At 36.2% G+C, this 26,682-nt stretch carries 24 protein-coding genes; 21 read left to right on the top strand and 3 right to left on the bottom strand.

What is annotated here, in order from left to right; genetic code table 11:
* The first annotated feature begins 54 nt into the window (after positions 1–54).
* The 7 genes from ACHRV5_RS20755 (at position 55) to ACHRV5_RS20725 (ending at position 7,282) form a co-directional block, all read left to right on the top strand.
* A complete protein-coding gene (locus tag ACHRV5_RS20755) occupies positions 55–1,131 on the top strand; it encodes a porin (protein ID WP_395428016.1) in 1,077 nt (358 codons plus the stop codon).
* Between the two features lie 549 nt (positions 1,132–1,680).
* Entirely contained in the window at positions 1,681–2,808 is a 1,128-nt protein-coding gene (locus ACHRV5_RS20750) for a sensor protein KdpD (RefSeq protein WP_047777860.1), read from the top strand.
* Positions 2,809–3,050: 242 nt separating this feature from the next.
* A complete protein-coding gene (locus tag ACHRV5_RS20745; protein WP_395428015.1) occupies positions 3,051–4,772 on the top strand; it encodes an ATP-binding protein in 1,722 nt (573 codons plus the stop codon).
* A gap of 251 nt (positions 4,773–5,023) precedes the next feature.
* A complete protein-coding gene (locus tag ACHRV5_RS20740) occupies positions 5,024–5,791 on the top strand; it encodes a phosphatase PAP2 family protein (protein WP_395428014.1) in 768 nt (255 codons plus the stop codon).
* Positions 5,792–6,075: 284 nt separating this feature from the next.
* Positions 6,076–6,504, top strand: a complete 429-nt coding sequence (locus ACHRV5_RS20735; protein ID WP_395428013.1) for an SRPBCC domain-containing protein — start codon at positions 6,076–6,078, stop codon at positions 6,502–6,504.
* On the top strand, positions 6,504–6,824 hold the full coding sequence (locus ACHRV5_RS20730) for a helix-turn-helix transcriptional regulator (protein WP_230004768.1): 321 nt from the start codon (positions 6,504–6,506) through the stop codon (positions 6,822–6,824). Before ACHRV5_RS20735 ends, ACHRV5_RS20730 begins: the two co-directional genes overlap by 1 nt.
* 17 nt (positions 6,825–6,841) lie before the next feature.
* Entirely contained in the window at positions 6,842–7,282 is a 441-nt protein-coding gene (locus ACHRV5_RS20725; protein ID WP_395428012.1) for a DinB family protein, read from the top strand.
* 10 nt (positions 7,283–7,292) lie between these two features.
* Here ACHRV5_RS20725 and ACHRV5_RS20720 read toward each other — a convergent pair whose 3' ends face one another.
* A complete protein-coding gene (locus ACHRV5_RS20720) occupies positions 7,293–8,069 on the bottom strand; it encodes a LexA family transcriptional regulator (protein WP_047777870.1) in 777 nt (258 codons plus the stop codon).
* A gap of 86 nt (positions 8,070–8,155) precedes the next feature.
* Here ACHRV5_RS20720 and dinB point away from each other — a divergent pair, with 86 nt between their 5' ends.
* The 5 genes from dinB (at position 8,156) to ACHRV5_RS20695 (ending at position 15,172) form a co-directional block, all read left to right on the top strand.
* A complete protein-coding gene (gene dinB, locus ACHRV5_RS20715; RefSeq protein WP_395428011.1) occupies positions 8,156–9,337 on the top strand; it encodes a DNA polymerase IV in 1,182 nt (393 codons plus the stop codon).
* The gene (locus tag ACHRV5_RS20710; RefSeq protein WP_395428010.1) at positions 9,337–12,393 is read left to right on the top strand and encodes a DNA polymerase III subunit alpha; all 3,057 of its coding nucleotides are present in this window, start codon (positions 9,337–9,339) and stop codon (positions 12,391–12,393) included. The genes dinB and ACHRV5_RS20710 overlap by 1 nt, the downstream gene beginning before the upstream one ends.
* Before the next feature lie 125 nt (positions 12,394–12,518).
* Positions 12,519–13,910, top strand: coding sequence for an exonuclease domain-containing protein (locus ACHRV5_RS20705; RefSeq protein ID WP_395428009.1), 1,392 nt, complete (start codon positions 12,519–12,521; stop codon positions 13,908–13,910).
* An 11-nt stretch (positions 13,911–13,921) separates the two neighbouring features.
* Positions 13,922–14,545, top strand: a complete 624-nt coding sequence (locus ACHRV5_RS20700) for an alpha-ketoglutarate-dependent dioxygenase AlkB (RefSeq protein ID WP_047777878.1) — start codon at positions 13,922–13,924, stop codon at positions 14,543–14,545.
* Positions 14,546–14,710: 165 nt separating this feature from the next.
* Complete coding sequence (locus ACHRV5_RS20695) at positions 14,711–15,172, top strand: DUF1810 domain-containing protein (protein ID WP_047777879.1); 462 nt, start codon at positions 14,711–14,713, stop codon at positions 15,170–15,172.
* Positions 15,173–15,479: 307 nt separating this feature from the next.
* Here ACHRV5_RS20695 and ACHRV5_RS20690 read toward each other — a convergent pair whose 3' ends face one another.
* Positions 15,480–16,892 carry an APC family permease gene (locus ACHRV5_RS20690; RefSeq protein ID WP_395428008.1) on the bottom strand — a complete coding sequence of 471 codons (1,413 nt, stop codon included), beginning with the start codon at positions 16,890–16,892 and terminating at the stop codon, positions 15,480–15,482.
* Positions 16,893–17,242: 350 nt separating this feature from the next.
* Here ACHRV5_RS20690 and ACHRV5_RS20685 point away from each other — a divergent pair, with 350 nt between their 5' ends.
* The 5 genes from ACHRV5_RS20685 to ACHRV5_RS20665 all read left to right on the top strand — a co-directional run bounded on the left by ACHRV5_RS20685 (position 17,243) and on the right by ACHRV5_RS20665 (position 22,683).
* Positions 17,243–17,641: a hypothetical protein gene (locus tag ACHRV5_RS20685; RefSeq protein WP_395428007.1), complete on the top strand. Its 399-nt coding sequence runs from the start codon at positions 17,243–17,245 to the stop codon at positions 17,639–17,641.
* Between the two features lie 147 nt (positions 17,642–17,788).
* Positions 17,789–18,547 (top strand): methyltransferase domain-containing protein, encoded by a 759-nt coding sequence (locus tag ACHRV5_RS20680; protein ID WP_395428006.1) that lies wholly within the window; start codon positions 17,789–17,791, stop codon positions 18,545–18,547.
* A 436-nt stretch (positions 18,548–18,983) separates the two neighbouring features.
* Positions 18,984–20,378 carry an alpha/beta hydrolase family protein gene (locus tag ACHRV5_RS20675; RefSeq protein WP_395428005.1) on the top strand — a complete coding sequence of 465 codons (1,395 nt, stop codon included), beginning with the start codon at positions 18,984–18,986 and terminating at the stop codon, positions 20,376–20,378.
* A 495-nt stretch (positions 20,379–20,873) separates the two neighbouring features.
* Positions 20,874–22,298 (top strand): HAMP domain-containing sensor histidine kinase, encoded by a 1,425-nt coding sequence (locus ACHRV5_RS20670; protein WP_230004760.1) that lies wholly within the window; start codon positions 20,874–20,876, stop codon positions 22,296–22,298.
* Entirely contained in the window at positions 22,288–22,683 is a 396-nt protein-coding gene (locus ACHRV5_RS20665) for a response regulator (RefSeq protein WP_230004759.1), read from the top strand. Before ACHRV5_RS20670 ends, ACHRV5_RS20665 begins: the two co-directional genes overlap by 11 nt.
* Positions 22,684–22,695: 12 nt before the next feature.
* Here the strand turns inward: ACHRV5_RS20665 and ACHRV5_RS20660 are convergent, their stop codons facing one another.
* Complete coding sequence (locus ACHRV5_RS20660) at positions 22,696–23,844, bottom strand: NlpC/P60 family protein (RefSeq protein WP_395428004.1); 1,149 nt, start codon at positions 23,842–23,844, stop codon at positions 22,696–22,698.
* Between the two features lie 394 nt (positions 23,845–24,238).
* On the opposite strand from ACHRV5_RS20660, the gene ACHRV5_RS20655 reads away from it, so the two are divergent.
* From ACHRV5_RS20655 to ACHRV5_RS20640, 4 genes are read left to right on the top strand one after another with little or no spacing between them, the layout of a single operon-like run.
* A complete protein-coding gene (locus ACHRV5_RS20655) occupies positions 24,239–24,832 on the top strand; it encodes a Crp/Fnr family transcriptional regulator (protein ID WP_395428003.1) in 594 nt (197 codons plus the stop codon).
* A 56-nt stretch (positions 24,833–24,888) separates the two neighbouring features.
* On the top strand, positions 24,889–25,506 hold the full coding sequence (locus ACHRV5_RS20650) for a hypothetical protein (protein ID WP_395428002.1): 618 nt from the start codon (positions 24,889–24,891) through the stop codon (positions 25,504–25,506).
* 1 nt (position 25,507) lies between these two features.
* Complete coding sequence (locus ACHRV5_RS20645) at positions 25,508–26,008, top strand: hypothetical protein (RefSeq protein WP_395428001.1); 501 nt, start codon at positions 25,508–25,510, stop codon at positions 26,006–26,008.
* Positions 26,005–26,403 carry a hypothetical protein gene (locus ACHRV5_RS20640; RefSeq protein ID WP_395428000.1) on the top strand — a complete coding sequence of 133 codons (399 nt, stop codon included), beginning with the start codon at positions 26,005–26,007 and terminating at the stop codon, positions 26,401–26,403. Before ACHRV5_RS20645 ends, ACHRV5_RS20640 begins: the two co-directional genes overlap by 4 nt.
* Positions 26,404–26,682: the final 279 nt, after the last annotated feature.

Here is a 26,682-nt window from a genome sequence, read left to right as displayed (position 1 = left end):
GAATATCGAAATAATAAATCCCTACAAGGTTCTAAAACCTGAATATCAAATAAAATGAAAAAAATAATACTTACCGCTTTAATTGCTTTTGGCTTTACCAATTTACACGCTCAGGAAACATCCAAAAGTCCGTTTACGTTTTCCGGCTATGTTGAGGTTTATTATAGTTATGATTTTGCAAAACCGGAAGATCATACCCGCCCCGGTTTTATCTACAATTACAACAGAAGTAATGAAGTAAACCTAAATTTGGGTTTAGCAAAAGTGAATTACAGCAAAGAAAATGTCCGTGGGAATTTTGCCTTGATGGCTGGGACATACGCCCAATATAATCTCTCAGCAGAACAGGACTTATTAAAAAACGTATATGAAGCAAATGTTGGTGTAAAGATTTCAAAAAATCATGACTTATGGATCGATGCCGGAATCATGCCTTCCCATCTTGGTTTTGAAAGCGCTATTGGAAAAGATTGTGCCAACTTAACCAGAAGTATTTTAGCAGAAAACTCCCCTTATTATGAAGCAGGAGTAAAAATTGGCTATACCTCAGCATCCGGAAAATGGTATTTGGCCGGAATGTATCTGAACGGATGGCAAAGAATCCAGAAAATAGAAGGAAATCAAACACCTGCTTTCGGGACACAGGTTACCTACAAACCATCGGACAGAGCAACGCTAAACTGGAGTACTTATGTGGGAAATGAACAACCTGACATTGACAAAAAATGGCGCTATTTTAATAATTTTTACGGACAATTTAAACTAACGGATAAAACAAACCTAACAGCCGGTATTGATGTAGGTTCTCAGCAATCGGCTAAAAACAGTAACAAATACGATACTTGGTTTTCTCCTGTTCTGATTCTACAGTACAAACCAACTGATAAAATTCAATTGGCAGCAAGAGGTGAATATTACAGCGATGAAAAAGGAGTTATTATCTCGACCAAAACTCCGAATGGTTTTAAAACTTACGGATTTTCAGCTAACTTTGATTACCTGGTTACCGATAATGTAATGTTTAGAATAGAAGCCAGAAATCTTTCGAGTAAAGATGAAATTTTTACAAAAAATGATCTTCCAACGGATACGAATACGTTTGTGACGACTTCGTTGGCGATTTCTTTTTAGTAAGTATCTGCCACAGATTTCACAGATTAAAATGATTAATAATCTGTGACGCAAAAAATTAGACACGAATTGCACTAATTACACTAATTAATTCGTGCCAATTGGTGAAATTCGTGGCTGTTTTTTTGCGCATAGATATACCAGATTAGCAACGCTTTGACAAGGTCCAAAAAGCACTTTCTTAAAATATCTGTGGTATAAAAAAAACTTTGTGTCTTAGCGCCTTCGTGGCAAACACTATGAAACAGAAAAAGAAAATAACGCACAACACTTTCTCGATTTAATTCAGAAATCACGAAAAGGAAAGTTTAAAGATTTTAATAGTATCTGCCATAGATTAAAATAATTAATAATTTGTGACGCAAAAAAATTAGACACGAATTGCACTAATTACACTAATTAATTCGTGCCAATTGGTGAAATTCGTGGCTGTTTTTTTGCGCATAGATATACCAAATTGGCAACTCTTTAACAAGGTCCAAAACGAACTTTATTAAAATCTGTGGTATAAAAAAAACTTTGTGTCTTAGCGCCTTCGTGGCAAACACTATGAAACAGGAAAAAGAAAATAACGCACAACACTTTCTCGATTTAATTCAGAAATCAAGAAAAGGAAAGTTTAAAGTCTATATCGGCATGAGCGCCGGTGTGGGCAAAACGTACCGAATGCTTCAGGAAGCACATTCGCTATTGAAAAACGGAATTGATGTGAAAATCGGCTACATAGAAACACACCTCCGAAAAGAAACACATGAATTATTATTTGGTCTGCCCCTGATTCCGAGGCGGACTATTTTCTATAAAGGCAAAGAGCTCGAAGAACTCGATGTACAAGCCATCATCAACCTGAGACCCGAAGTCGTAATTGTAGATGAACTGGCACATACCAATGTAGAAGGAAGCAAAAATGAAAAACGCTGGCAAGATGTTTTAGAGATCCTCGAAGCTGGAATCAATGTGATTTCGGCCGTTAATATTCAGCATATTGAAAGTTTAAACGAAGATGTAAAACGCATTACCGGTATTGATGTACAGGAACGAATTCCCGATAATGTATTGCGAATTGCAGATGAGGTTGTGAATATCGATTTGACTGCAGAGGATTTAATTGCCCGTTTGAAAGAAGGAAAAATTTATACGGCTGATAAAATTCAGACGGCTTTGACAAACTTTTTTAAATCAGAACAGATTCTGCAGCTAAGGGAACTGGCTTTGAAAGAAGTCGCAAGTCAGGTAGTCCGAAAAGTAGAGAATGAAGTCCCGCAATTACACGCTCTGAAACATGAAAGACTTCTGGCATGCATTAGTAGTAATGATAAAACAGCCAAAATTGTAATCCGAAAAGCGGCGCGTTTGGCAGGTTATTACAACGGTAGCTGGTGTGTAATGTATGTAGAAACACCTAAAGAAAACCCAATAAAAATCCCTTTAGACAAACAACGCCATTTAATTAATAATTTTAAACTGGCCACACAATTAGGAGCAGAAGTAATTAAAATTGAACATAAAAACATAGCCGATGCCATTCTAATGACAGTTGAACAAAAACAAATTACAACTGTCTGCATTGGAAAACCACATTTGAATTTATTTAAAGTAATTTTGTCAACAACGATTTTCAGACGTTTATTAAATAGTCTGTCATTATCGAATGTTGACCTTGTTATTTTATCTTAAAAAAAATTAAACCATGTAAGTCATATGAACTCGTTCAAGTTTTGTTTTTAAATAGCACTTATATTTACTTACATCACTTATATGGTTCAAAAAAACATAAATCATAAGAATTAAAACCAAATTGAATTTGGCTATTGCAAAAAAAATAAACCATATAAGTCATATGAACTCGTTCAAGTCTTGTTTTTAAATAGCACTTATATTTACTTACATCACTTATATGGTTCAAAAAAACATAAGTCATGAGAATTAAAACCAAATTGAATCTTGGAGTTGGATTGTTATTTTTAATGATCATTATACTTTCGCTAGTGAGTGCCTACTCTGTCTTTTTAATAAAACAAGACACCGAAAATATTCTGGAAGACAATTATAATACGCTGGAATATTCCAGAAATATGATTTTGTCTTTAGATGAAGCTGTAGCAGATACGAATAAATCCATTCATAATTTTAAAGGTAATCTCGAAAAACAAACTCAAAATATTACCGAGCCCGGAGAAAAAGAGGCAACCGATAGCCTCGAAAAGAATTTTGCTCTTTTAGAAAAAAGCAATTCCGATGAAACAGTCAAAAAACAAATCAGACAGAACATTTTTATGATTATGAAATTGAATCTGAATTCAATTAAGCAAAAAAGTGATATCGCCAAACATACCGCCGAAAATGCCAATATACTGATTGCCGTTGTTGGTACTTTATGCTTTCTGATTGCTTTTAATTTACTGATTAATCTGCCGAATAACATTGCGAATCCAATTAAGGAATTAACACTCAGTATCAAGGAAATTGCCAATAAAAATTATTCCGAACGGGTACATTTCACCAGCCATAATGAGTACGGTGATCTCGCCAAATCGTTTAATACAATGGCGCAGAAACTCGAGGAATACAATAGCAGTAACTTGTATAAGCTTTTCTTTGAGAAAAAACGACTGGAAACGCTCATCAATAATATGCACGATCCCATTATTGGTTTAGATAATGAAGGACTGATTTTGTTTGCAAACGATGAAGCCTTGAAAATTGTAGGTTTAAAATCGGAAGATATTATCGGGAAATTGGCTCCTGACCTCGCTTTGTCGAATGATTTAATGCGTTCACTGATTTTAAAAGAACCCGCTAGTGAATTGCAGAAAAAGCAGCCTATGAAAATTTTCGCCAACGGAAAAGAAAGTTATTTTGATAAAGAAACGATCAATATTACGATAACTCCAACAGGGGAAGAAACAGAAATCAATATTGGCGATGTTATTATTCTTCGAAATATTACCCTTTTTAAAGAACTTGATTTTGCCAAAACTAATTTTATCGCAACCGTTTCTCACGAATTAAAAACGCCAATTGCTTCTATAAAACTGAGTCTCCAATTGCTGCAAAATGCTAAAACCGGTGCAATGAATGAAGATCAGAATCAGTTGGTTGAGAGCATTAAAGACGATAGTCAGCGGTTACTGAAAATCACGGGCGAATTACTTAACCTATCGCAATTAGAAACGGGAAATATTCAATTGAATATCGAAAAAAGCAACCCCTACGCTATTGTACATTACGCTACCGAAGCCGTAAAAGTACAAGCCGAGCAAAAGCAGATAAAATTAGTCGTTGAGGCCGATGAAAACTTAAACGAAGTAAAAGCCGACAGTGAAAAAACGGGCTGGGTTCTGATTAATTATTTATCAAATGCCATTACCTATTCGTCTGAAAAAAGTACCATTATCATCAGACTAAAAAGAGAAAACAACCAAATCGTATTTCAGGTTATCGATACCGGAAAAGGTATTGATGCGAGATACAAAAACAAAGTTTTCGACAAATATTTTCAAATCCCGGGCAGTCAGAAATCCGGAACCGGATTAGGTTTAGCCATCAGTAAAGAGTTTATCGAAGCCCAAAACGGTACCATTGGTGTAGAAAGTAATTTAGGCTTGGGAAGTACTTTTTGGTTTTCACTAAACGCCTAGCCTATTGTTTATTACTATTATTATTCTTACATTGTCGTTTCTATTAGCACCATCGGTCTGATTGAAGCTGAGGACTTCTATGTTTCTAAAGTCCTTATCTCTTACTCGGAATATCATGTATATTTATTCTGTATCCTCCATATAATGCCTCTTTAAAAGCCAGCAGATTAATATTCACTTAAGGTTGAATTAAGCGAAAAATAGTTCCCAAAATCATTCGTTATACTTGCAAATTATAAAGACAATCAGCTATGTTTTACAAAACGATTTCCCTGGTATTGTTATTCGGTGTTTTTTCTGCTACAGCACAGAAAACAGATTCTATTGCTGCAATTGACAGCACAGCATCACACAATCTGAAGTTCAATTACAAGCAATTGATTATTCCGGGAGTTTTAATTGGCTATGGTGTAATTGGTCTGGAAAGTGATCAGCTTTTAAGTTTTAATTCGCAGATCAACAAAGAAGTTACAGAAGACATCGATCAGAAGATTACCATTGATGATTTCTCGCAATACGCGCCTGCTGTTTCGGTTTATGCTTTGAATGCTTTTGGTGTAAAAGGAAAAAATAACATGCGCGACCGTTCCGTGATCTTTGTGACTTCGTATGTTATTATGGCCACAACTGTTCTGGGTTTAAAATCAATTGTACACGTAGACAGACCTGACGGAAGTTCGAATAATTCTTTTCCCTCCGGCCATACCGCAACTGCTTTTGCGGGAGCCGAATTTTTATGGCAGGAATACAAAGACAAATCCATTTGGTACGGAATTGCCGGTTATGCCGTAGCCACAGGAACCGGACTTTTTAGAATCTACAACAATCGCCATTGGTTAACCGATGTGGCAGCCGGAGCAGGAATCGGAATACTGAGTACCAAAATCGCCTATTGGATGAATCCTTATATCACCAAAAAACTATTCGGCAAATCAGCTTCTGAACATAATTCGACTTCGATGATTGCGCCCTTCTACAACGGACAACAATACGGTCTAAGTTATGTAAAAGTTTTCTAAACCATAATCCACTTGTAACACTAATGTCAGTCTGAGCGAAGCCGAAGACCCTTCTTGCTAATAAGCCCTTCGACTTCGCTCAGGGGGACACTCCGTTTATCACATATACTCATCAAACTAACACTCATCAAACTAACGCTGTCAGTCTGAGCGAAGCCGAAGACCCATCATAAACAACTGACATTCAAAGCACTTAAAAAACGTTCAACGAAAAAAAACTTCAAAAATATTTGCGTAACTCAAAAGTTACGTGTAATTTTACGTAACCTTAAAGTTACTTAATTATGAAAACAGAAATTAAACACAAATGGTTTTACAACCAATCTCCCGAAGAAATCTGGCTTTATTTAACCGATGCCGATTTAATCGCACAATGGATCATGCCCAATGATTTTAAACTTGCCTTGGGACACGAGTTTACCTTTCGCACCAATCCGATTCCGAGTTTAGATCTTGACGGAATTATGCACTGTAAAGTTTTAGAAATCATCCCTCATCAAAAACTGGTTTACAGCTGGACAGCCGGCCCCGGAAATAAAGTAATCACACTTGATACCGTTGTAGAATGGACACTCGAAAAGAAAGATAACGGAACCGAATTACATCTTCTCCACACCGGATTTAAAGAAGCCAATATCTCAATCCTTAACGGAATGACCGACGGATGGCTTAAAATCATGGAAAAATTAGTTAATGCTTTAAATACAAAATAATGTCAATCCCAAATTTTGATGCTTTACAAGTAATTGCAGATCCAAGTCGCAGGCAAATTCTGCAATTACTTACTCAAGAGAGTTACAACATAAATGCTTTGGCTGAAAATTTTGATATGAGTCGCCCTGCGGTTTCAAAACATATTAAAATATTACAGCAGGCCGGCTTTATTTCGATTCAGGAAATCGGACGGGAACGCCATTGCATTTTAAACCAAAAAGGGTTTAATGACGTTAAAGCGCTGATCAGTCATTTTGATCAATTCTGGGAAAATAAACTCAGTAAACTGGAAACTATTTTAAACAAAAAGAAAGATTAATTTCAAAATTAAAAATCATGCAAAAAGAAATGCTACTTGCTCTTTTAGATCAAAACCGATCTAATTGTTATGCTACTTTTAAAAACATAAGTTCAGAAAACATTCGTTTCAGATTGAATGAAAAAACAGCTTCTGTCGGATTCATTTACAGACATATTGGAGAAACTGCCCTTATTTTAGGCCAATCATTCGGGATTGAAACCAACGTAGAGAACACAACCATAGGACAGTCAGACACGGGAAAAGAGTACGATCTGCAAACAAGTCGCGCCCTTTTGGAACAAGGATACCAAGCACTCGAAGCTGTAATAGAAAATTCTTCGGACAAAGATTGGTTCGAAGAAACAGAAGCTCCTTTTTTGGGAACGGTATCAAGAATCAGACTATTGTCTATCATTCTTTTTCACAATTCACATCATTGCGGGCAAATTGCTTCGGCTATTGTAAAAGGCAATTAACCTAAAAACTTTAACTCCCACTCAGAGTATTGCTTTTAATCTCCATGACTTCCCGTTTGACCTCCAAAAGCAATTCTTTCATACTCTGAGTTTCTGTTAATTCATGACGTTTATCGCTGCGGCCAATATTGCATTCGTATTCCCAAATTTCCAAAATATCAGAAGCTTTGACTTCATAATTAGGATAAAAACGATTATCGGATTCTAAAACCAATGCATTTTTTTTGTTTTTATTCAGCCGTTTGTACACCATTCCCTCGTTTTTGGTAATCAGGATATAAGTTTTTCCATCCAACACCTCTCCCAGCCTTTCTACATATCGGCCAATGATAATACTTCCGTCTTCATGTGGCGGCATCGAATCTCCTTCTACCGGAAATCCTCTGTGTTTTCCTGGTCCCAAAAAAGGCAATGAAATTTGCTGCAAATTTTCGATATACTCCGGATCTGAATAACCGTTTAAATAACCAGCCTTGGCTTTTTGGGTGACAATTTCGATATAATTTTCTCCAAAATGATCCACCTGAATGGGTAAAATAAGTCGGTTGCCTTCCAGTTTTATCAAATTTTCAATATCAATTTTGCGGATATCAACAGACAATAACAAATCAATACTGGTATGAAAATATAAAGCAATCAGTTTTAAAATATCGTACGGCGCTTCAGAAGTTCCGTCTTCATATTTAACATATCTTCCTCTTGTGATACAAAGGTTTTCTGCAAGTTTTTCCTGCGAAATTTTATGCTTTACCCGTAGGGCCCTGATATTATCTGAAAATAAAGACATAATTTATTTTGTTATAATTTGGAACAACAAATATAATCATTTTTGTTACAACCTGTACTAATTTTGTCTTATTCAAAAACAAAAAAATGGCACGGGCAATTGTACACATGGATTTGGACACTTTTTTTGTGTCCTGCGAAAGGCTCACCAATTCTCAATTAGAAGGTATTCCGCTAATTATCGGTGGCGGTGACCGTGGTGTGGTTGCTTCCTGCTCCTATGAAGCACGTCATTTCGGAGTTCGTTCTGCCATGCCCATTTATATGGCGATGAAACTCTGTCCGCAAGCCAAAATCATCAAAGGGGATATGGAATTATATTCTCAATTATCACATAATGTCACTCAGGTAATTCAAGAAAAGGCGCCCATTATGGAAAAAGCCAGTATCGATGAATTTTATCTTGATATCACCGGTATGGATCGTTTTCACGGAAGTTATAAATGGACCAATGAACTGGCGCAAGCCGTCAATAAAGAAACGGGACTTCCCATTAGTTTTTCTTTATCTGTCAATAAAACCGTCTCTAAAATTGCAACCGGAGAAGGCAAACCAAAAGGAAATTTAGAAATTCCGGAACATGAAGTACAAGCCTTTTTAAATCCATTATCGATTCAGAAAATACCGATGGTTGGTAATGTAACTTTTCAGCTCTTATCCCGAATCGGAATTCGCACGATACAAACCCTCTCCGAAATGCCTGCCGAAGTACTGCAGCGCATGATCGGAAAAAATGGTCTTGACATCTGGAAAAAAGCAAATGGCATTGACAATACTCCGGTGGAACCTTATTCTGAACGAAAATCGATTTCTACCGAACATACTTTTTCTCAGGACACCATCGATATTCCAAAATTGAAAAGAATACTGATGGGAATGGTCGAAAAACTGGCTTTTCAACTCCGTTCTGAACAATGGTTAACCTCTACAATTACGGTTAAAATTCGTTACGCCAATTTTGACACCGAGACCAAGCAATGCAAAATTGCGTACACATCAGCAGATCATATTTTAAACAAAAACGTAAACGATTTATTCGATAAAGTTTATCAGCGTCGTATGCGTCTTCGCTTGATTGGCATTCGCTTTAGCGGACTCGTTCGCGGTACCTATCAAATTGATCTTTTCGAAGATACTCAGGAAATGTTGTCCTTATATGCCGCCATGGATAAAATGAAAAGCCGTTATGGTTTTGATGCCGTTATGCGTTGCGCCGGAGCATCTATTAAACCCAACACTAAAAATGAAATTTTAAAACGCCATCTCTAATGTATCTCAACTGTCATTCTTTTCATTCGCTGCGTTATGGCACTATTTCTCTTGAGAAACTTCTTGAGCAGGCCGTCGAATGCAATGTAAAAGCCATGGCACTTACCGACATTAATACCATCACCGGAATTTATGATTTTATAAAAGGCTGTGAACCAAAAGGTATAAAGCCCTTAATTGGTATCGAATTTCGCTCCGAACATCAATTGCGTTATATCGGTTTGGCAAAAAATGCAGACGGTCTTGCAGAAATGAATCGGTTTTTGACGGCAAATAATTTCAGCGGAGAAACGCTGCCTCAAATTGCACCCGAATTTGAAGCTGTCTTTCTTATCTATCCTTTAGAAAATGCTCCTGCTGTTCTTCGCGAAAATGAATTTATCGGAATTCGGCCTGAAGATTTACCAAAACTTTTTCTAAAAGAATGGAAAACTAAAATCAAAAAAATGGTTGTTTTACAGCCCGTAACTTTTCAAACCAAAAAAGAATTTAATCTTCATAAAATTTTACGTGCCATAGACACCAACAACATACTGTCTAAACTTACTGAAACGGATTATTGCAGCACTTCTGAAGTAATGCTTCCTCTTTCGTCCCTTTTATCTGCTTATGACGATTATCCGGAAATTATTGCCAATACACAAAGGGTTATTGACGAATGTAATTTCACCTACGACTTTAAAACTCCAAAAAATAAAAAGTTTTTTACTACCGATCGCAAGACCGACTTTGCTTTACTAACGGAGCTGGCGCAAAAAGGATTGATTTGGCGCTATGGCGAAAATCATACTTTAGCAAAATCACGCATCGAAAAAGAACTCAAAGTAATTGACGAACTGGAGTTTAACGGTTATTTTTTAATCACCTGGGATATCATACAATACAGCAACAGTCAGGGTTTTATGCACATTGGCCGTGGTAGCGGTGCCAATAGTATTATTGCTTATTGTTTAGGCATTACAGATATCTGCCCGATAGAATTGGATCTTTATTTTGAACGTTTTTTAAACCTCAACCGTAAAAGCCCTCCCGATTTTGATATCGATTGGAGCTGGAAAGAACGCGATACCATTCTTCATTATATATTCGATAAATACGGCAGGGATCATGTGGCTTTTTGCGGTACTAATGTCGAATTCAAATACCGCTCTATCTTTCGCGAAGTGGGTAAAGTATTTGGCCTTCCAAAAGAAGAACTTGACAAACTCGCCAAAAATCCAATGAATCTGCACGAACCAAATTCAATTGTAAAACTCGTGCAGGAATATGGTATGCTTCTCGAAAAATATCCCAATCAACGCAGCATGCACTCCTGCGGCATTATCGTATCCGAAGAACCGATAACGAACTACACGCCTCTGGAAATGCCTCCAAAAGGATTCCCCATTGTTCTTTTTGACATGCATACAGCGGAAGATATTGGCTTTGAAAAATTTGATATTCTAAGCCAGCGCGGTATTGGTCATATTGATGACAGTGTGAAACTTATTGAAAAAAACAGAGGCATTAAAGTTGATATTCGCAACACTGCTATTTCTAAAGACGAAGCCGTTTGCAATACCTATCTGGCTCAAGGAAAAACCATTGGTTGTTTTTATATTGAAAGTCCCGCCATGCGAGGCTTATTGCGCCGTTTGAATTGTGATACGTATAAAATTCTGGTGGCCGCTTCCTCTATTATTCGCCCCGGTGTAGCACAATCCGGAATGATGAAGGAATATATTTTTCGTCACAATCACCCCAATCAGTTTGAGTATTTCCATGAGGTATTTAAAGAGCAGCTCGGAGAAACCTACGGCATTATGGTGTATCAGGAAGATGTGATTAAAATCGCCCTGCATTACGGAGGTCTTCCTGCTGCCGACGGAGATATCCTGCGTCGTGCCATGTCCGGTAAAGGCAGATCTAAAACAGCGTTACAAAAAGTAAAAGACAATTTCTTTGCCTGTTGTGCCCAAAAAGGGCATCCTCAAGCGCTTAGCGAAGAAATTTACCGTCAAATTGAATCTTTTGCGGGTTATTCTTTTTGTAAAGCGCACTCCGCTTCTTATGCCGTAGAAAGTTATCAGAGTTTGTATTTGAAGGTTAATTATCCTATCGAATTTATGGTGGCGGTAATCAACAATCAGGGTGGTTTTTACAGAACCGAAGTTTACGTACACGAAACACGTATGTCGGGAGCAACAATTGAGAATCCTTGTGTCAACAAAAGCGATTACCAAACCACTTTATATGGCACTGCTGTTTATTTAGGTTTTATGCATCTGGAGCGTTTAGAATCAAAAATAACCTTACTCATCATATCCGATCGTACTAAAAATGGCGATTTTGCCTCTTTGGAGGATTTCATCAATCGCATTCCAATTGGTTTGGAAGGTATTAAAATTTTGATTTTTATTGGTGCTTTTCGCTTTACAGGAAAAACCAAAAATCAGCTTCTGGTTGTGGCCAGTTTGCTATTAACCAATTTCAAACCCGAAAACAGAAGCCTCATGCTCTTGCAGGAACCAGCCAAAGAATACAAACTTCCGACTTTGGAACGTTCTTTTTTTGAAGATGCTTTTGATGAAATAGAGCTGCTCAGTTTCCCCGTTTCCTGTTCTCCTTTTGATTTATTGCAAACCAAATATCGTGGTGATGTTATGGCCAAAGATCTTGTGGTGTATCATAAAAAACAAATCCGAATGTTGGCGTATTTAATTTCAAGAAAACACGTACCCACTAAAAAAGGAGCCATGTATTTCGGAACCTGGGTGGATAATGAAGGAACTTATTTTGATACGGCACATTTCCCGGATAGTCTCATCCAGTACCCGTTTCAGGGTGGTGGCTGTTATTTGTTATTAGGTACTGTAGAAGTTGATTATCACTTTCCGACTATTACCATTAACAAAATGGCTAAAATGCCTTTTATTCCTGATCCGCGTTACAGCGATTCGAAAGAACATCAGTTTAAAACTCAAAATCAAATTAAAGAAGATGTCAGTAATACGCATCGAAAACCTTATCCGCAGGAACATGAAATTCATCTGCCCCGACATCGAATGAAATTTTAAAACAGGAAAACCATTATTTTTTAACAGATAAAAACATAGTCTTTGTAACGCTCACTTATTCAAATAAACATAGCCCCACGTATTAAACATCTAAATAACACAAGAAGAATTTACGTTATATAAAAATGAAAAAGCAGGAATATGCCATAGTAGATATCGAAACCACCGGCGGTAATGCCAGTGGCAGCCGCATTACAGAAATTGCCATCGTTATTCATGACGGCATAAATGTAATCGACCGTTATGAAACACTTGTAAATCCGGAAAGAGAAATACCCGCAGCTATTTTTGGATTAACCGGAATCAATAACGAAATGGTCGCAAATGCACCTGTCTTCGATGCTATTTCAGATAAAGTACTGGAAATGCTTACTGATCGTATATTCGTGGCACACAATGTGAACTTTGATTATTCGTTTGTACGGCACCAACTTGAACAAGCGGGATTCAAATGGACAGCAAGAAAACTATGCACCGTTCGCGCAGCACGAAAAATCAAACCCGGATTAAGTTCGTATAGTTTGGGTAATCTTTGTAATTCATTAGATATAGTTCTAGAAAACAGGCATCGTGCCGGCGGAGATGCAGATGCTACTGCCCTTTTATTTTCTTTATTACTTGAATGGGATGATACGGGAGAAATAGAAAAAATGATTCTAAAAACGGCACAAGACCAACGTTTACCTCCCAATCTGCCTCCCGACGATTTTACTCAATTACCGGAAAAACCGGGAGTCTATTATTTTTATAATCAGGTAAAAAAAGTCATTTATGTTGGTAAAGCCGTGAACATAAAAAAACGTGTTGCTTCTCATTTCAGTGGGCATAACATTAACTCGCAAAGGCAAAATTTCCTGCGGGATATTTACGGGATTTCTTTTGAAATTTGTGCTACTGAATTAATGGCGTTGCTTTTAGAATGTACCGAAATCAAACAATTATGGCCCACCTACAATCGGGCATTAAAACGTTTTGAACCCAAATATGGCCTTTATCAGTATGAAGCCCGAAATGGTTATAAATATTTAGCAATCGGTAAAGTCAACAAATTTCAGGTTTGTACTTATGAATTTAACAGCCTTTATGATGCTATCAACTTATTGAGAAGTTTATCTGAACAATTTAAAATCGATCAGCGCTTTTGTAAATATTCAAAACCTGAAGAGGGTGTGGTTTTTCAAAATAATGACATTGAAGACTCCCCTGACGTCTCACTGCACAACGAACAAGTTGACAATGCAATTGATTTTTTATTAAACCAAAGACCCAGCTTCGCCATTATAGACAAAGGCAGGTCTACTGACGAGCGCAGTTGTATCTGGGTTGAAAAAGGACACTTTTACGGTATGGGATATATTCCTTCAGACGCTTCCATTACAGAACCATCAGAAGTCAAAAATTATGTTACACCTTACAAAAGCAATCAATACATTATGCATTTAATTTTTGCTTACGCAGAAAAGCACCCGAATAAAATTCTATTTAACAAACAGTTCTCCAAACAAGCTTTATCTTAAAAAATTGAGTCATGACACTATTTAACGATACCGAATTATTTACTTCAGGCCTTCGCGGAAAAACCGTATTTGACCTGCCTGACTGCGAACTGATTCTGATTGATAATTTTTTCAGCAAAGAAGAATCGGATCAATATTATGAAAAACTGCTTCATCAAACCAAATGGAGAGAATATGAAATGGAAATGTTTGATAAAACCGTTACGGCACCCAGAATGATTGCCTGGTATGAGGATAAAGAGAATAAGGGTGCAGACCCAAAAGGCCCGGACTGGTCTTATGATTTATTGAGCATCAGAAGCCGGGTAGAAAAAGAAACCCAACTTGACTTTAATAGTCTGCTCCTTAACTTGTATCGAAACGGCAACGACAGCGTTGCCTGGCACAGTGATAAAGAACACCATACCGGTTCAAATCCAATTATTGCATCAGTGACTTTTGGAGATACCAGAATGTTTCGCTTGCGTCATAAGTTTAGAAAAGACATTGGTCAGGTGGAAATTCCATTACATCATGGTTCTTTTTTATTGATGGCGGGAACAACAAATAGTTTTTGGCAACATCAGGTTCCCAAGACCGCCAAAAACGTATTACCCCGAATCAATCTGACTTTTAGAAGAACCTTCCGAAAGTGATGATTATGACCCAATAAAGTAAATAACAGGCTTTTTTACACGTGTATTAGCGTAAGAGATACCTTCCTTCAAAAGTTAAAACGCACACTGTATGAAGCTTTTACTAGATAAACCCGATTTTTTTTGTACTTTTGCAACCCTTTTTTTTATAAATAAAATACCAAAATGGCTTATTCAAACAATGATTTAATGCGCTTTTTAGATGCGCAAAACAAACTTTATCTTACTGCTCTTTCTGAGATTAACAAAGGGAAAAAAGAAACCCACTGGATGTGGTTTATCTTCCCTCAAATCAAAGGATTAGGCAAGAGCGATACTGCAAATTATTATGCCATTAACGACCTGAAAGAAGCGGCTGATTTTCTGGAGCATCCTATATTAGGAAAACACCTTATCGAAATTTCAGAACTATTATTAACGTATAATAGAAAATCTGCCGAAGCTATTTTGGGAGACTTAGATGCTCGCAAATTGCGTTCTTGCATGACACTTTTTTTCCTGGTAGAAAATACGAATCCTATATTTCAGAATGTATTGGATGCTTTTTTCTCCGGCGAAATGGATCCTTTTACAATGTCTATTATTAATTCAACAATAAAATCGTCTGTTGAGCCTGAAGTAGTTTAAACTACTGCGACAATTGATCATTTGATTTAAACGACACTATCTTTTCTTAAAGTAGTGTCGTTTTTTTTTAGTTTCTAAGGTTCTGAGGCACTGAGGTTCTAAGATTCTGAGCTGCAGAGGTAAAAGCTTTATGTCTTTGCGAACAAAAAATTGTGCACCTTAAAAAAGCCTTGCGCTCTTTACGGTTAAATTTCTCGCAAAGACGCAAAATCGCAAAGTCTTCCACTTGAAACCTGAAACTTGAAACTTGAAACCTGAAACAAAAAAACTCAGCATCTCAGCATCTCAGAACCTCAGCAATTCCTAGCTAAACCTCTTTAGGTTTCGTCAAATAGTACACCGGAATTCCAATTAACATAATTAAGATTCCCCAGCCACAGGTTGAGAATTTTGTGATTAATAACGAAATACAAATGGCAGTCGCAATTACAATATAGAGCAATGGTAAAAACGGATATCCAAACGCTTTATAAGGTCGCTCTACGTCTGGCATTTTTCTGCGTAGGATAAAGATTCCGTAAATCGTTAAAATATAAAAAATCAAAACGATGATAATTACGAAGTCCAATAAATCTCCGTATTTCCCTGTCAAACACAAAGCCGAAGCCCAGAAACATTGCGCCCAAAGTGCCCACTCCGGAACACTGGATTCGTTTAGAACAGCTGCTTTTTTAAAGAACAGACCATCATTTGCCATCGTATAATAAACTCTTGCACCAGCCATAATCAATCCGTTGTTGCAGGCAAAAGTTGAGATCATAATCATGATTGCGATAATCAACGTTCCGATATCTCCAAAAATATAATCTGAAGCTACAACGGCTACACGATCTGATTTTGCTGTTGCAATTTCGTTAAGCGGAATTACAGCCAGATACATCAAATTGGTTAACACATAAATAATCGTCACTATAAAAGTTCCAAGAAACAAACTGAAACCAACGTTACGTTTTGGGTTTTTAATTTCTCCTGCAATAAAAGTCACCCCATTCCAGGCATCACTTGAAAATAAAGATCCTACCATCGCCGCAGAGATACCGGTAATCAAGGTCGTTCCCCCAATCGGAAGCCATGAACCTGTTTCGGCATTATAAGCACGTGTTGTCCAGGCATCCGCCCAGTTGGCATCCCAAACCGAAGCTTTCGCAGCCAGCGTTAATCCAAAAACGATTAAGCCCAACAAGGATAAAATTTTGATAATCGTAAGAACCGTTTGCAGAATCTTTCCGTTTTTTACGCCACGGCTATTAATATACGTCAATAAGATAATCGTGAAAATCGAAACAATCTGAGCGGCATTGAGTTTAAAAGCCCCCAATGTAAACAATACGTTTTCGTCACTCAAAGGTTCATAAAGATAAGCGGCAAACTTGGAGAAAGCCACTCCTACCGCAGCAATTGTACCGGTTTGTATGACAGCAAAAAAGCTCCAGCCGTACAGAAACGCAATCAATTTATTGTATGCTTCTTTCAGGTACACATACTGTCCACCCGCTTTTGGAAACATAGCACTTAGTTCGCCATAACTCACAGCTGCAATAACTGTAATTAATCCTGAAAGCAGCCAAATCAGTGTCAGCCATCCGGCAGAACCTACTTGTCTGGTAATATCAGCACTTACTATAAAAATTCCTGACCCGATCATAGAACCTACCACAAGCATGGTTCCATCTAATAATCCGAGTTCTCTTTTAAAATGTTCTTGGTTGTCTTCTTGCATTATTCTAATTTTTGGTTGGTTAAAGATATACCTTTTTTGGAAATTTTATAATCTGGTTGTGAAATTCCAAATATTAAAATTCCAAATTCCAAACAGCATGTGGGTTAGTGTAGAACAAATACAGCTTATAAACTTCTTTCATACCTCAAAATATTTTTAACGGTTTCTTTGCGGGTTGAGCTATCAGTATCTCTTTTGTAGTAAACCCAACACAAAGGGATATCATTCTTATTCCTGATAAAAACGATTCGCTTAAAAAATTCAGAATAAAAACTGAGTTTATGGTTTTCCGTAAGATCCGATTAAATCAGCTCTTTAAATTTGAACTAACTTAATTTAAAAAATTTTTTATGAAAAAATTTTTACTGATTGCACTATTGTTTATCTTAAATTCTTGTGCTACAAATTATTATTATGTCAATATCGATGAAGATACTACTATTTACAGTTCAAAAGAAGGAACTCAATCTGTTGCATTAATTCCAAAAGGATCTGGTGCCTATATCAATCGAAGTGATAAAAAACAAAGACAAATAAAATGGGGAGACTATAAAGGATGGGTGATTAATCCTGTATACAATAATAGTTCTTTATCAAGCAGTTCCAATAGACCGGATTCTTCAACACAAAATTATAATCGCTCTTCAACTACAACTTCATCTGGAGGAAGTGTTTCGGTAAAAGGGTATACAAGAAAAGACGGTACTTATGTAAGGTCACATACCAGAAGCGCTGCCAGAAGACGATGATCATCTTACAAAGGAAATTATCATCCAGAATAAAAAACTAAAAAATAATTCGTACTTGTTTGCATTATTCTGAATTTGGACTTTTTAGCAGAATTTTAATTTGTATTTTAGTTAAGTTGATTTTTATAAACTACAAAACAAAACATCATGACCTGGGATCCAAGCAAATACAACGAATTTAAAGAAGACCGTTACAAACCGTTTGGAGACCTTACCCGTCATATCGTTGACAGACCCAATCTCAACGTTATTGATTTAGGTTGCGGTACCGGTGAATTAACCCAAAAGCTGTCTAATCAACTTACGGATCCTGTTGTGCTTGGAATCGACTCTTCTGCTGAAATGCTGGCAAAAGCACCTCATCAGGAAAATATACTATTCAGACAATTTTCTATTTCAGAACAACTGGAACAGGAAACCAAATGGGATTTGATCTTTTCGAATGCAGCCTTACAATGGGTCGATCATCATGAGGAACTTTTCACCAAAATAATATCCCGTATTAACTCAGGCGGACAATTGGCTGTACAAATGCCACAGCAAACGGAAAATGTATTGAACAAAATTTTGCTGGATTTAGTACAGGAAGACCCTTATGCTTCTTATTTAAATCATTGGACACGTCCTTCTCCGGTTTTGACTTTGGATCAATATGCTAAAATCCTTTTTGATAATGGCGGGGAAAATTTGGTTTTATACCAAAAAGTATATCCGCTGATTTCAACTCAGCAGGATTCCTTTTTTGACTTTATTTCGGGCTCTGCACTCACAGTTTATCAGGAACGTCTTAAAGATTCGGAGTTTCAAGAATTATCAAATGAATTCAAGAGACGAATTAATCTCTATTTTCCGATAGTTCCTTCAATTTATGCGTTTAAACGATTGCTTATGTATGCGACTTTTTAAGAAAATAGTGATGCTTTTCTGCTTTTAAAGGGATCAAATTAAAAAGTTGCGGGGAAGTGAAAATCTCGCAGAGTCGCAGAGTCGCAAAGTTTTAATTAAAAAGTAGAAAAAAATTGTGACTCCATGATACATCGAGAAACCCAAAGTGAGAAAGCGGAAAACAGAAAGGTAAAGCTTAAAATAAAAAGAAAAAACTTGGCGACTTGGCGTCTTTGCGAGAGCGTTAAAGCGAGAAGTTGGCAAAATAAGACTTAAAAAACTACGATGAAAAAGTATAAGATGCGCTACTTCTAACAAAAGAAAATTTCTAAAAATTATTCCACAACTTTTGGACTTGATCTCTTCTAAATTGTATTAAAAAATATACTGCTTCTATATTACTTTACTGTAAATTCGTGTTCTTATAAAACCAACCTTAAAACCATCTTATTAAACCATGAAGAAATTACTTCTATTATTACTTGCTTTTAGTAGCATTACAACTGTTTTTGCACAAGATATCACTGGGCAGTGGAACGGAATTTTAAAAGTGCAGGGAACACAATTAACCGTTGTTTTTAATGTAAACAAAAACGAGAACGGATTTAGCTCCACTATGGACAGTCCGGATCAAAAAGCGATCGGAATCCCTACCACCTCAACCAGCTATGAAAATTCGACTTTGAAAATTGCCTTAGCTAATTTCCGAATTGAGTATGAAGGTGTTTTAGGGAAAGACAATACTATTACAGGAATTTTTAAACAAGGCGGACAATCTTTTCCATTGAATTTATCCAAAGAAAAAATTGAAAAAGAAAAGCTCGTGCGTCCTCAGGAACCTGTAAAACCATTTCCATATTATAGCGAAGATGTTGTTTTTGAAAACAAGTCAGCCGGAATAAATTTAGCCGGAACTTTGACATTACCGAAAAAAGAAGGCGTATTCCCTGCCGTAATTTTAATCAGCGGAAGCGGACCACAAAACAGAGACGAAGAACTTCTGGGACACAAACCTTTTCTGGTATTATCGGATTACTTAACTAAAAATGGCATTGCTGTTTTACGTTTTGATGACCGAGGAACTGCGGCTTCAAAAGGAGATTTTAAAACGGGAACTTCATTAGATTTTTCTACAGATGTAGAAGCCGGAGTTCAATTTTTGCTTTCCAGAAAAGAGATCAATAAAAAGAAAATAGGATTAGTGGGACATAGCGAAGGTGGATTAATCGCTCCTATCCTTGCCAGTAAATCCAAAGACATTGCTTTTATCGTGTTGATGGCAGGGCCTGGATTACAAGGCGATCAATTACTTCTACTACAGCAAAAATTAATAGCAAAAGCAGGAGGAGCTTTTGATTCTGACATTGAAAGAACAAAAATCATCAATCAAAAAACTTTTGAAATTGTAAATAAGTATAAGGACCCGCAGGAATTAAAAACGCAGCTAACAACTTATCTAACCGAAGTATCCCAAAATAATCCGGACAAACCCGGAAGTATGACCTTAGAAGATTATGTCAATTTACGAGTTGCTCAAGTAACAAATCCATGGATGGCTTATTTTTTAAGATATAATCCCGAACCGGTATTAGAAAAAGTGAAGTGCCCAGTTTTAGCCCTAAACGGAGAGAAAGATTTACAGATCGCTCCTAAAGAAAATTTAGAAATAATTCAAAAGGCACTTGCAAAAGGGGGCAATAAAAAGGTAACTATAAAAGAGATCCCAAATTTAAATCATCTGTTTCAGGAATGTCAAACGGGTTCTCCCGATGAATATTCAAAAATCGAACAAACCTTATCACCAATTGCAATGAACGAAGTCCTGCAATGGATTAAAGTGCAAACGAAATAACTTCCTACATAAAAAACCAGAAAACTGCAAATTCACCATTTGCAGTTTTTTTTTGGCCCCAACTGAACCACGATGGTATTGCAAAAGATCATAAAAACAAACCGAAAGATTAAACAAAAAAGGCTACAAAACAGGAATTTTAATTGATAACCTCTTTTATCAGTCTTCATTTCTAGGTTTATTCTTCAAATTTCAATCCATACAAAAAATTCTTACACCAAAACAAACAATAAACTAAAAACCAACCAGTTACATGTAAACAAATTAAACTAAATATAACAAAAAAGAAATATTTTGTCATTTGTAAAACTTTTCTTTTTTTTTATTAATTTTGAGAGGAGTCACATAAAAGCCCTTAACCTTAAGAATTAATTAACAATTGTTTATTTTTCACCAAATAAACAATCAAGCTCCAAAAGTGTCAATAAAAAACAAAGCTGTCAGATACTCATTAAAATAAGGAATCCGAATCAGTAACCTACAAATTAAAAAACTATGTTGAAGGGCCAGGTTTTAAAGAATTTACGTTTTCCAAATGTATTTATACTGCTATTGATTGTATTCATTTCATGCGCTTTATTGATCTGTATTAATTTTTTCACTATCAAAATACTATCCGCCAACAGAGCCTATGTAAATGGGGAATCACATTATTCAAAAGGTCAAAAAGATGCTTCCCGACACCTTATTACTTATCTGTATACCCGCGAAGCTGAACAATGGAAATTATACAACGAAGAATTAAAAGTCCCGCAAGGAGATGGTATTGCCCGTAAAACACTTTTGAAGGCAGGCGATAATATTGCTGCCCGAAAAGGTTTTTTAACAGGCCGAAATCACAAAGAAGACATTGATGATCTTGTTTGGTTGTTCATCCATTTTAAAGAAATTCCTTTTTTGGCAAAAGCCATTCACGAATGGGAACAAGGGGATCAATTAATCGACGAATTATACGTCATTGGAACAGAGATCAATGCAAAAGTCAAACGCAACATCCTTACCCTCCAGGATCAGCAAAAGTACCTGCTTCAAATTAGCCAAATTAGCGACAAACTTACGATCAACGAACGCAACTTCTCGAACACACTCGGAGAAGGAACCAGGAAAATAAAAACCCTCTTAACGATCACAAATATTTTTTTCATCCTCGTGATCATCTGCAGTGTAAGTTGCTACTACTCGATAATGGTAAGAAGACTGCTTACTTCTAAAAAAGAAATCGAAGTTAAAAACGAAAATCTACTGCTGGTAAATCACGAACTGGATCGTTTCGTTTATAGTGCATCGCACGATTTGAGATCACCCATCACGTCTTTGCAAGGACTTATTGAGATTACACAATTAGAAGACAACATCCATCAGATTAGAGATTATCTGACTTTAATGCACCAAAGTCTTACTAGGCAAGATCAGTTTATTAGCGACATTATAGACTATTCTAAAAACAAACGTAAACTTATTATTATCGAACCGGTAAGCCTTCAGGAAATATTTAATGAAGCCATTGCGCAATTGATGCATATCGAAAATGCCAACCGCATCGAAATTAAAAAAGAACTTTTAATTGACGAGATTCAGAGTGATGGCTTGCGTTTAAAAATTATCATTTCAAATTTACTTTCAAACGCCATAAAATATGCAGACAGTAGTAAACAAGAAATGTTTATCTCTATTAAAACTTATATTTCGGATGGTTTTAATAAAATTGAAATAGCAGATAACGGAATTGGAATTAAAGATGAATTCAAAGAACACATCTTTGAAATGTACTTTGGAACTAACAAAAACAAAGGCTCCGGATTAGGTCTTTATATCGTAAAAGAAGCCGTCGAAAATATTAAAGGTACCATTTTCGTCTCCTCAGAAAATAGTATTGGAAGTAAATTTATTGTAACAATACCAAACTCAAATGGAACATAAACCTGTATTTTTATTAATCGAAGACAATCTGATCGATCAACTGGTCATTAAACAATTGCTAAAAAAGTTTCTTGATGTGACGGAGGTAAACATTACGAATAATGGTCTGGAAGCGCTACAATGGCTTTCTAACCACAAAAACCTGCAACAGTCTCTGATTATTTTATTAGACATTCAAATGCCTGTAATGAATGGCTTTGAATTTCTGAATGCCTACGATAAATTAAGTAGTGAATTTAAAAAAGAAGTTCAAATTTATGTGCTCTCCTCTACTTTAGACCCGGATGAAATCGAACAAATAAATAAAAATAATTATGTAACGGCGTTTTTAAACAAACCACTACCTATTGAAGAATTTAAAAAATCACTTTTTTTAAAGGCATAGTGTTTGTTGCAATTATTTCAGCACACGATTTACCTGTGAAAAATTTCTTCCGTAATACGCCTCTTTAGTAGAAGAAATCATAACTCCGCCATGAGTTGCGGAATGTACAAATTTAATTTCACCATCAGCTACTTCTACCACCATACCAACGTGATTAATACGACGTCTACCATTGGTTTTAAAGAAAATCAAATCTCCCTTTTGTGCCTCATCAGCGCTAACTCTCATTCCGATGCGAGACTGCTCAATAGAACTTCGGGGTAACTTAATGTCAAAACCACTAAAAGTTGAAATCATTAAACCGGAACAATCGTAACCTGCTCTGGTAGTTCCACCTGAACGATACCGAATTCCGATATTCTGAGTAGCACTTTCAATTAGTTGATTAACTAAATCGGAATAATTACTAACCTTAATAACTGTTGACGAGTCGACAACAACAACTGGGTTCTCGGCAATCCCACCAGGAGTTGATGTAGGATCTTTTATTTCTGGAATAGGTTTTAAAGCTTGTAATGCCTCTGCTTTTTCTTTGGAAGTCTTTATTTTAAGCACATAACCGACCTTCAATCTTTTCTTTATCGCCGGATTCTGTTTCTCTAATTCTGCAACAGTAATCCCGAATTCTTTTGCAATTGCGTATTTGGTTTCTTTAGACAAAACTTCTCTGGCAACCTCAACCTCTTCCGGTTTTGCAGCGTCAATAGTTTCAACCGGTTTTTCTGCTTCTGCTACTACTTTGGAAGGAATCGCAATCTGCTGTCCTATTTTTAAACCTTCAGTTTCCAAAAGCGGGTTGGCTCCCTTTAACTCTTCTACCGAAACATTGTACTTCTTAGCAATACCCCAAAGTGTTTCTTTAGCAAGAATAACATGCGATCCGGGAATATCAGCAACTACCGCTGTTTCCTTTTTACTGGCAACCGTTTTTTTACTGGCAACTACTTTCTGCTTTTTGTTTGGAATCAACAAAACCGATTTTAATTTTAGTATCTTAGGACTATTCGGATTTGCTTCAATAATTTCTCTGGTTTTTACTCCGTATTTTTGTGCTATTACAGATAAATTCTCACCTTCTGAAATAATATGTTTCGTATATTTCTCCTGTGAAAACGCACTCAAACTAAAAAAAAATAATACAACAGTTAACCTAAAAATCATTATTTGGGGGGATTTTTTTATTCTCAATTTTGTGTTCCATTAGTAAAAAACACAATTCTATTACTTATAAAGCGAATTTAACTTTTTTAAACAAAAAAGCCTAGTTTTTAACACTTGTTTTTGCCGAAATTAACAATTTTACACTAAAACAAGCCTTATTTATATCAAATCCATAAAAAAAAAGCTACTTTTTTTTAGCCGCATCTTCAATTAAGCTTTTAATTCTATTCCATTTTTGTAGTATATTTGAGTAACCGTATTTTCAATGATCAGCAATGACAACTGTCTCAATGCCTGCAAGACCTTGCTGTAATGGAATACGCAAAAACAAATCCAAATCATTTTGCATCAGATATATTTATGAAATGGTGCGCGTTTTTACAATTTCTAACTTATGGAAAACCCACAGGGACTAGAGCAGGCAATAAAATTGGTTAGCGATACTTATTCTCCTTTAACAGAAAACACCAAGGCAGATTTCAAACAAGCAGCTGAACTTTTTACACTTGAAAAATCCACCATATTGATAAGAGAAGGGGAACATGTAAGCAAAACCTATTTTATTGTGAAAGGTGCTGCAAGGGCATTTTACCTCAAAGACGGCAAAGACATTACCGATTGGTTTGCTTTCGAAAATGAATTTATTACTTCTATTGATGGCTTTTTTCAGGGCACACCAAGTTCTTATTTTATAGAGCTTCTTGAACCCACTACTTTTTTGGAAATATCAATGCAAAATATTAATAAACTATGCAATAAACACCACGATTTTGACCGATTGGGGAGAATGATCACTACCCGAATAATGCTGCAATTGCGGAGTCGTATTGTTTCCATTCAATTTGAATCTGCCCAGCAGAAATACGAAAGTTTACTCAAAATCCGTCCCTATATTACACAAAGAGTTCCGCTCACACACATTGCCTCTTATTTAGGAATCACGCTTGAAACACTAAGCAGAATTCGCAATCCAAAAAAACGAATTTGATTTAAATCAAATGTAATCAGGATTATTAGGCTTTATTTTACAGGAAAAGAAACCGAATGACAATCAAAAAACTACATCGTTTATCCGGAATCACCATCACGCTGTTTGTCGGACTGCATTTATTCAATCACATTTGCAGTATTAATGGCGCAGCAAAACACATTGAAATAATGAACCTCTTGCGGCATTTTTATCGCAATATTTTCGTTGAAACCATTCTATTGGCCGCCATTTTAGTTCAGATTATTTCAGGTCTTACGCTTTTTAGAAAAAATCGAAAAACTACGGTAACAAACTTTGACAAATTACAGATTTGGACGGGGCTCTATCTGGCTGTTTTTCTTCTTATCCATGTACCCGTTATTCTCATAGGTCGCCTCTATCTGAATCTTGAAACCAACTTTTATTTTGGCGTAGCCGGGTTAAACACCTTTCCCTTAAACTTATTTTTCATTCCATATTACAGCCTTGCCATTATTTCATTCTTTGGACACATAGCCGCCATTCACAGCAAAAAAATGAAACGGACTCTTATTGGTATAACACCAAATAGTCAGGCTATATTAATTTTAATGATTGGATTTTTCAATACTACATTAATACTATATGGATTGACCAATCATTTTAGCGGAGTTGAAATCCCAAAACAGTATCACATCTTAATCGGAAAATAAAATGAAAGTACTCAACATTCATAAACGAGAAATCAATCAGCCTATCGAAGAACTAGCAAAATTGTTAAGCACCTTATCCACCGAAAACGATATGCTATTTGCTAATGAAAAATGGTTCTCGATGAAATTAGACAAAGGATTACAAGTTGGTTCCAAAGGCGGGCACGGGCCAATACGATATTTTGTAACAGAATATCTCCCTGGTCAATCTGTAACATTTCAGTTTGATATGACTGGTTTTGACGGTTTTCACCGATTTGATTTAAAACCCATAACGATGGATAAAACAGAACTTTCTCATACTATTGACATGAGAACCACCGGAAAAACCTCTTTGCGATGGGCAATAGTCATTCGCTGGTTACACGATGCCGTAGTAGAAGATTCGTTTGATAAAGTAGAAAATCATTTTACAAAAAACAAAGTAAATACCCCCTGGAGTTTATGGGTAAGAATACTAAGAAAGACAATGTCCCGTAAACAAAAACAAAGAACAACATGAATATACCTATTTTATTAGCCAACATTCTCACTTTATTCGCATTCCTCATCCACACCTTTATAGGCGACAAAGAATTGAGAACAATAGAACCCAAAGACGGACTTAATGAAAAAGATCTGAAACAGGAAAAATGGACTATGGCAAGGTGTGGATGGCATTGGGTTTCGTTTGACTTATTATTTGCCACCATCGGACTCGCACTAATCAATTTTACCGATTTTTTGATCAGTGAAAGAATGTTACTTCAATTAGCAGCCGTTTATTTTCTGGGATATGGAATAGTGTGGCTAATCGGAATCGCAATCTCGAAAAAATTCCCAAACAACTATTTAAAATTAGGACAATGGATTTTACTATGGATGATCAGCGGATTAATTTACTGGGGATTAAACTAAACAATTTCATCACAACTTCACAATTGTGTTTTGTAATCATACAAAGGATTCAAAAGGATTAGCAAAAAAAGTCTCACGCAGATTTTAGCAGATTGAAATAAAAAAAATCCGCAAAATCCGCAGAATCTGCGTGAAAAATTTTCTTAACTTAATGACATTGAGCTAAAGCAGGAGGCTATTCAAATCATTTGATCATAGCTATAAAATATTTGTAATCATCCAAAAGATTCAAAAGTATTATCAAAAAAAGTCTCACGCAGATTTTGCAGATTGAAATAA

This window comes from Flavobacterium sp. FlaQc-52, assembly GCF_044007495.1.
Lineage (GTDB): Bacteria > Bacteroidota > Bacteroidia > Flavobacteriales > Flavobacteriaceae > Flavobacterium > Flavobacterium cupriresistens.
This window is presented reverse-complemented; position numbering and strand designations above follow the sequence as displayed.

Coding starts and splice junctions, on each gene's coding strand:
- ACHRV5_RS20710 (WP_395428010.1), top strand. CDS start 9,337: ATGTATCTCAACTGTCATTCTTTTCATTCGCTGCGTTATGGCACTATT.
- ACHRV5_RS20730 (WP_230004768.1), top strand. CDS start 6,504: ATGTCAATCCCAAATTTTGATGCTTTACAAGTAATTGCAGATCCAAGT.
- ACHRV5_RS20740 (WP_395428014.1), top strand. CDS start 5,024: ATGTTTTACAAAACGATTTCCCTGGTATTGTTATTCGGTGTTTTTTCT.
- ACHRV5_RS20755 (WP_395428016.1), top strand. CDS start 55: ATGAAAAAAATAATACTTACCGCTTTAATTGCTTTTGGCTTTACCAAT.
- ACHRV5_RS20690 (WP_395428008.1), bottom strand. CDS start 16,892: ATGCAAGAAGACAACCAAGAACATTTTAAAAGAGAACTCGGATTATTA.
- ACHRV5_RS20665 (WP_230004759.1), top strand. CDS start 22,288: ATGGAACATAAACCTGTATTTTTATTAATCGAAGACAATCTGATCGAT.
- ACHRV5_RS20695 (WP_047777879.1), top strand. CDS start 14,711: ATGGCTTATTCAAACAATGATTTAATGCGCTTTTTAGATGCGCAAAAC.
- ACHRV5_RS20680 (WP_395428006.1), top strand. CDS start 17,789: ATGACCTGGGATCCAAGCAAATACAACGAATTTAAAGAAGACCGTTAC.
- ACHRV5_RS20745 (WP_395428015.1), top strand. CDS start 3,051: ATGAGAATTAAAACCAAATTGAATCTTGGAGTTGGATTGTTATTTTTA.
- ACHRV5_RS20735 (WP_395428013.1), top strand. CDS start 6,076: ATGAAAACAGAAATTAAACACAAATGGTTTTACAACCAATCTCCCGAA.
- ACHRV5_RS20675 (WP_395428005.1), top strand. CDS start 18,984: ATGAAGAAATTACTTCTATTATTACTTGCTTTTAGTAGCATTACAACT.
- ACHRV5_RS20750 (WP_047777860.1), top strand. CDS start 1,681: ATGAAACAGGAAAAAGAAAATAACGCACAACACTTTCTCGATTTAATT.
- ACHRV5_RS20655 (WP_395428003.1), top strand. CDS start 24,239: ATGGAAAACCCACAGGGACTAGAGCAGGCAATAAAATTGGTTAGCGAT.
- ACHRV5_RS20645 (WP_395428001.1), top strand. CDS start 25,508: ATGAAAGTACTCAACATTCATAAACGAGAAATCAATCAGCCTATCGAA.
- ACHRV5_RS20685 (WP_395428007.1), top strand. CDS start 17,243: ATGAAAAAATTTTTACTGATTGCACTATTGTTTATCTTAAATTCTTGT.
- ACHRV5_RS20725 (WP_395428012.1), top strand. CDS start 6,842: ATGCAAAAAGAAATGCTACTTGCTCTTTTAGATCAAAACCGATCTAAT.
- ACHRV5_RS20640 (WP_395428000.1), top strand. CDS start 26,005: ATGAATATACCTATTTTATTAGCCAACATTCTCACTTTATTCGCATTC.
- ACHRV5_RS20660 (WP_395428004.1), bottom strand. CDS start 23,844: ATGATTTTTAGGTTAACTGTTGTATTATTTTTTTTTAGTTTGAGTGCG.
- ACHRV5_RS20720 (WP_047777870.1), bottom strand. CDS start 8,069: ATGTCTTTATTTTCAGATAATATCAGGGCCCTACGGGTAAAGCATAAA.
- dinB (WP_395428011.1), top strand. CDS start 8,156: ATGGCACGGGCAATTGTACACATGGATTTGGACACTTTTTTTGTGTCC.
- ACHRV5_RS20670 (WP_230004760.1), top strand. CDS start 20,874: ATGTTGAAGGGCCAGGTTTTAAAGAATTTACGTTTTCCAAATGTATTT.
- ACHRV5_RS20705 (WP_395428009.1), top strand. CDS start 12,519: ATGAAAAAGCAGGAATATGCCATAGTAGATATCGAAACCACCGGCGGT.
- ACHRV5_RS20700 (WP_047777878.1), top strand. CDS start 13,922: ATGACACTATTTAACGATACCGAATTATTTACTTCAGGCCTTCGCGGA.
- ACHRV5_RS20650 (WP_395428002.1), top strand. CDS start 24,889: ATGACAATCAAAAAACTACATCGTTTATCCGGAATCACCATCACGCTG.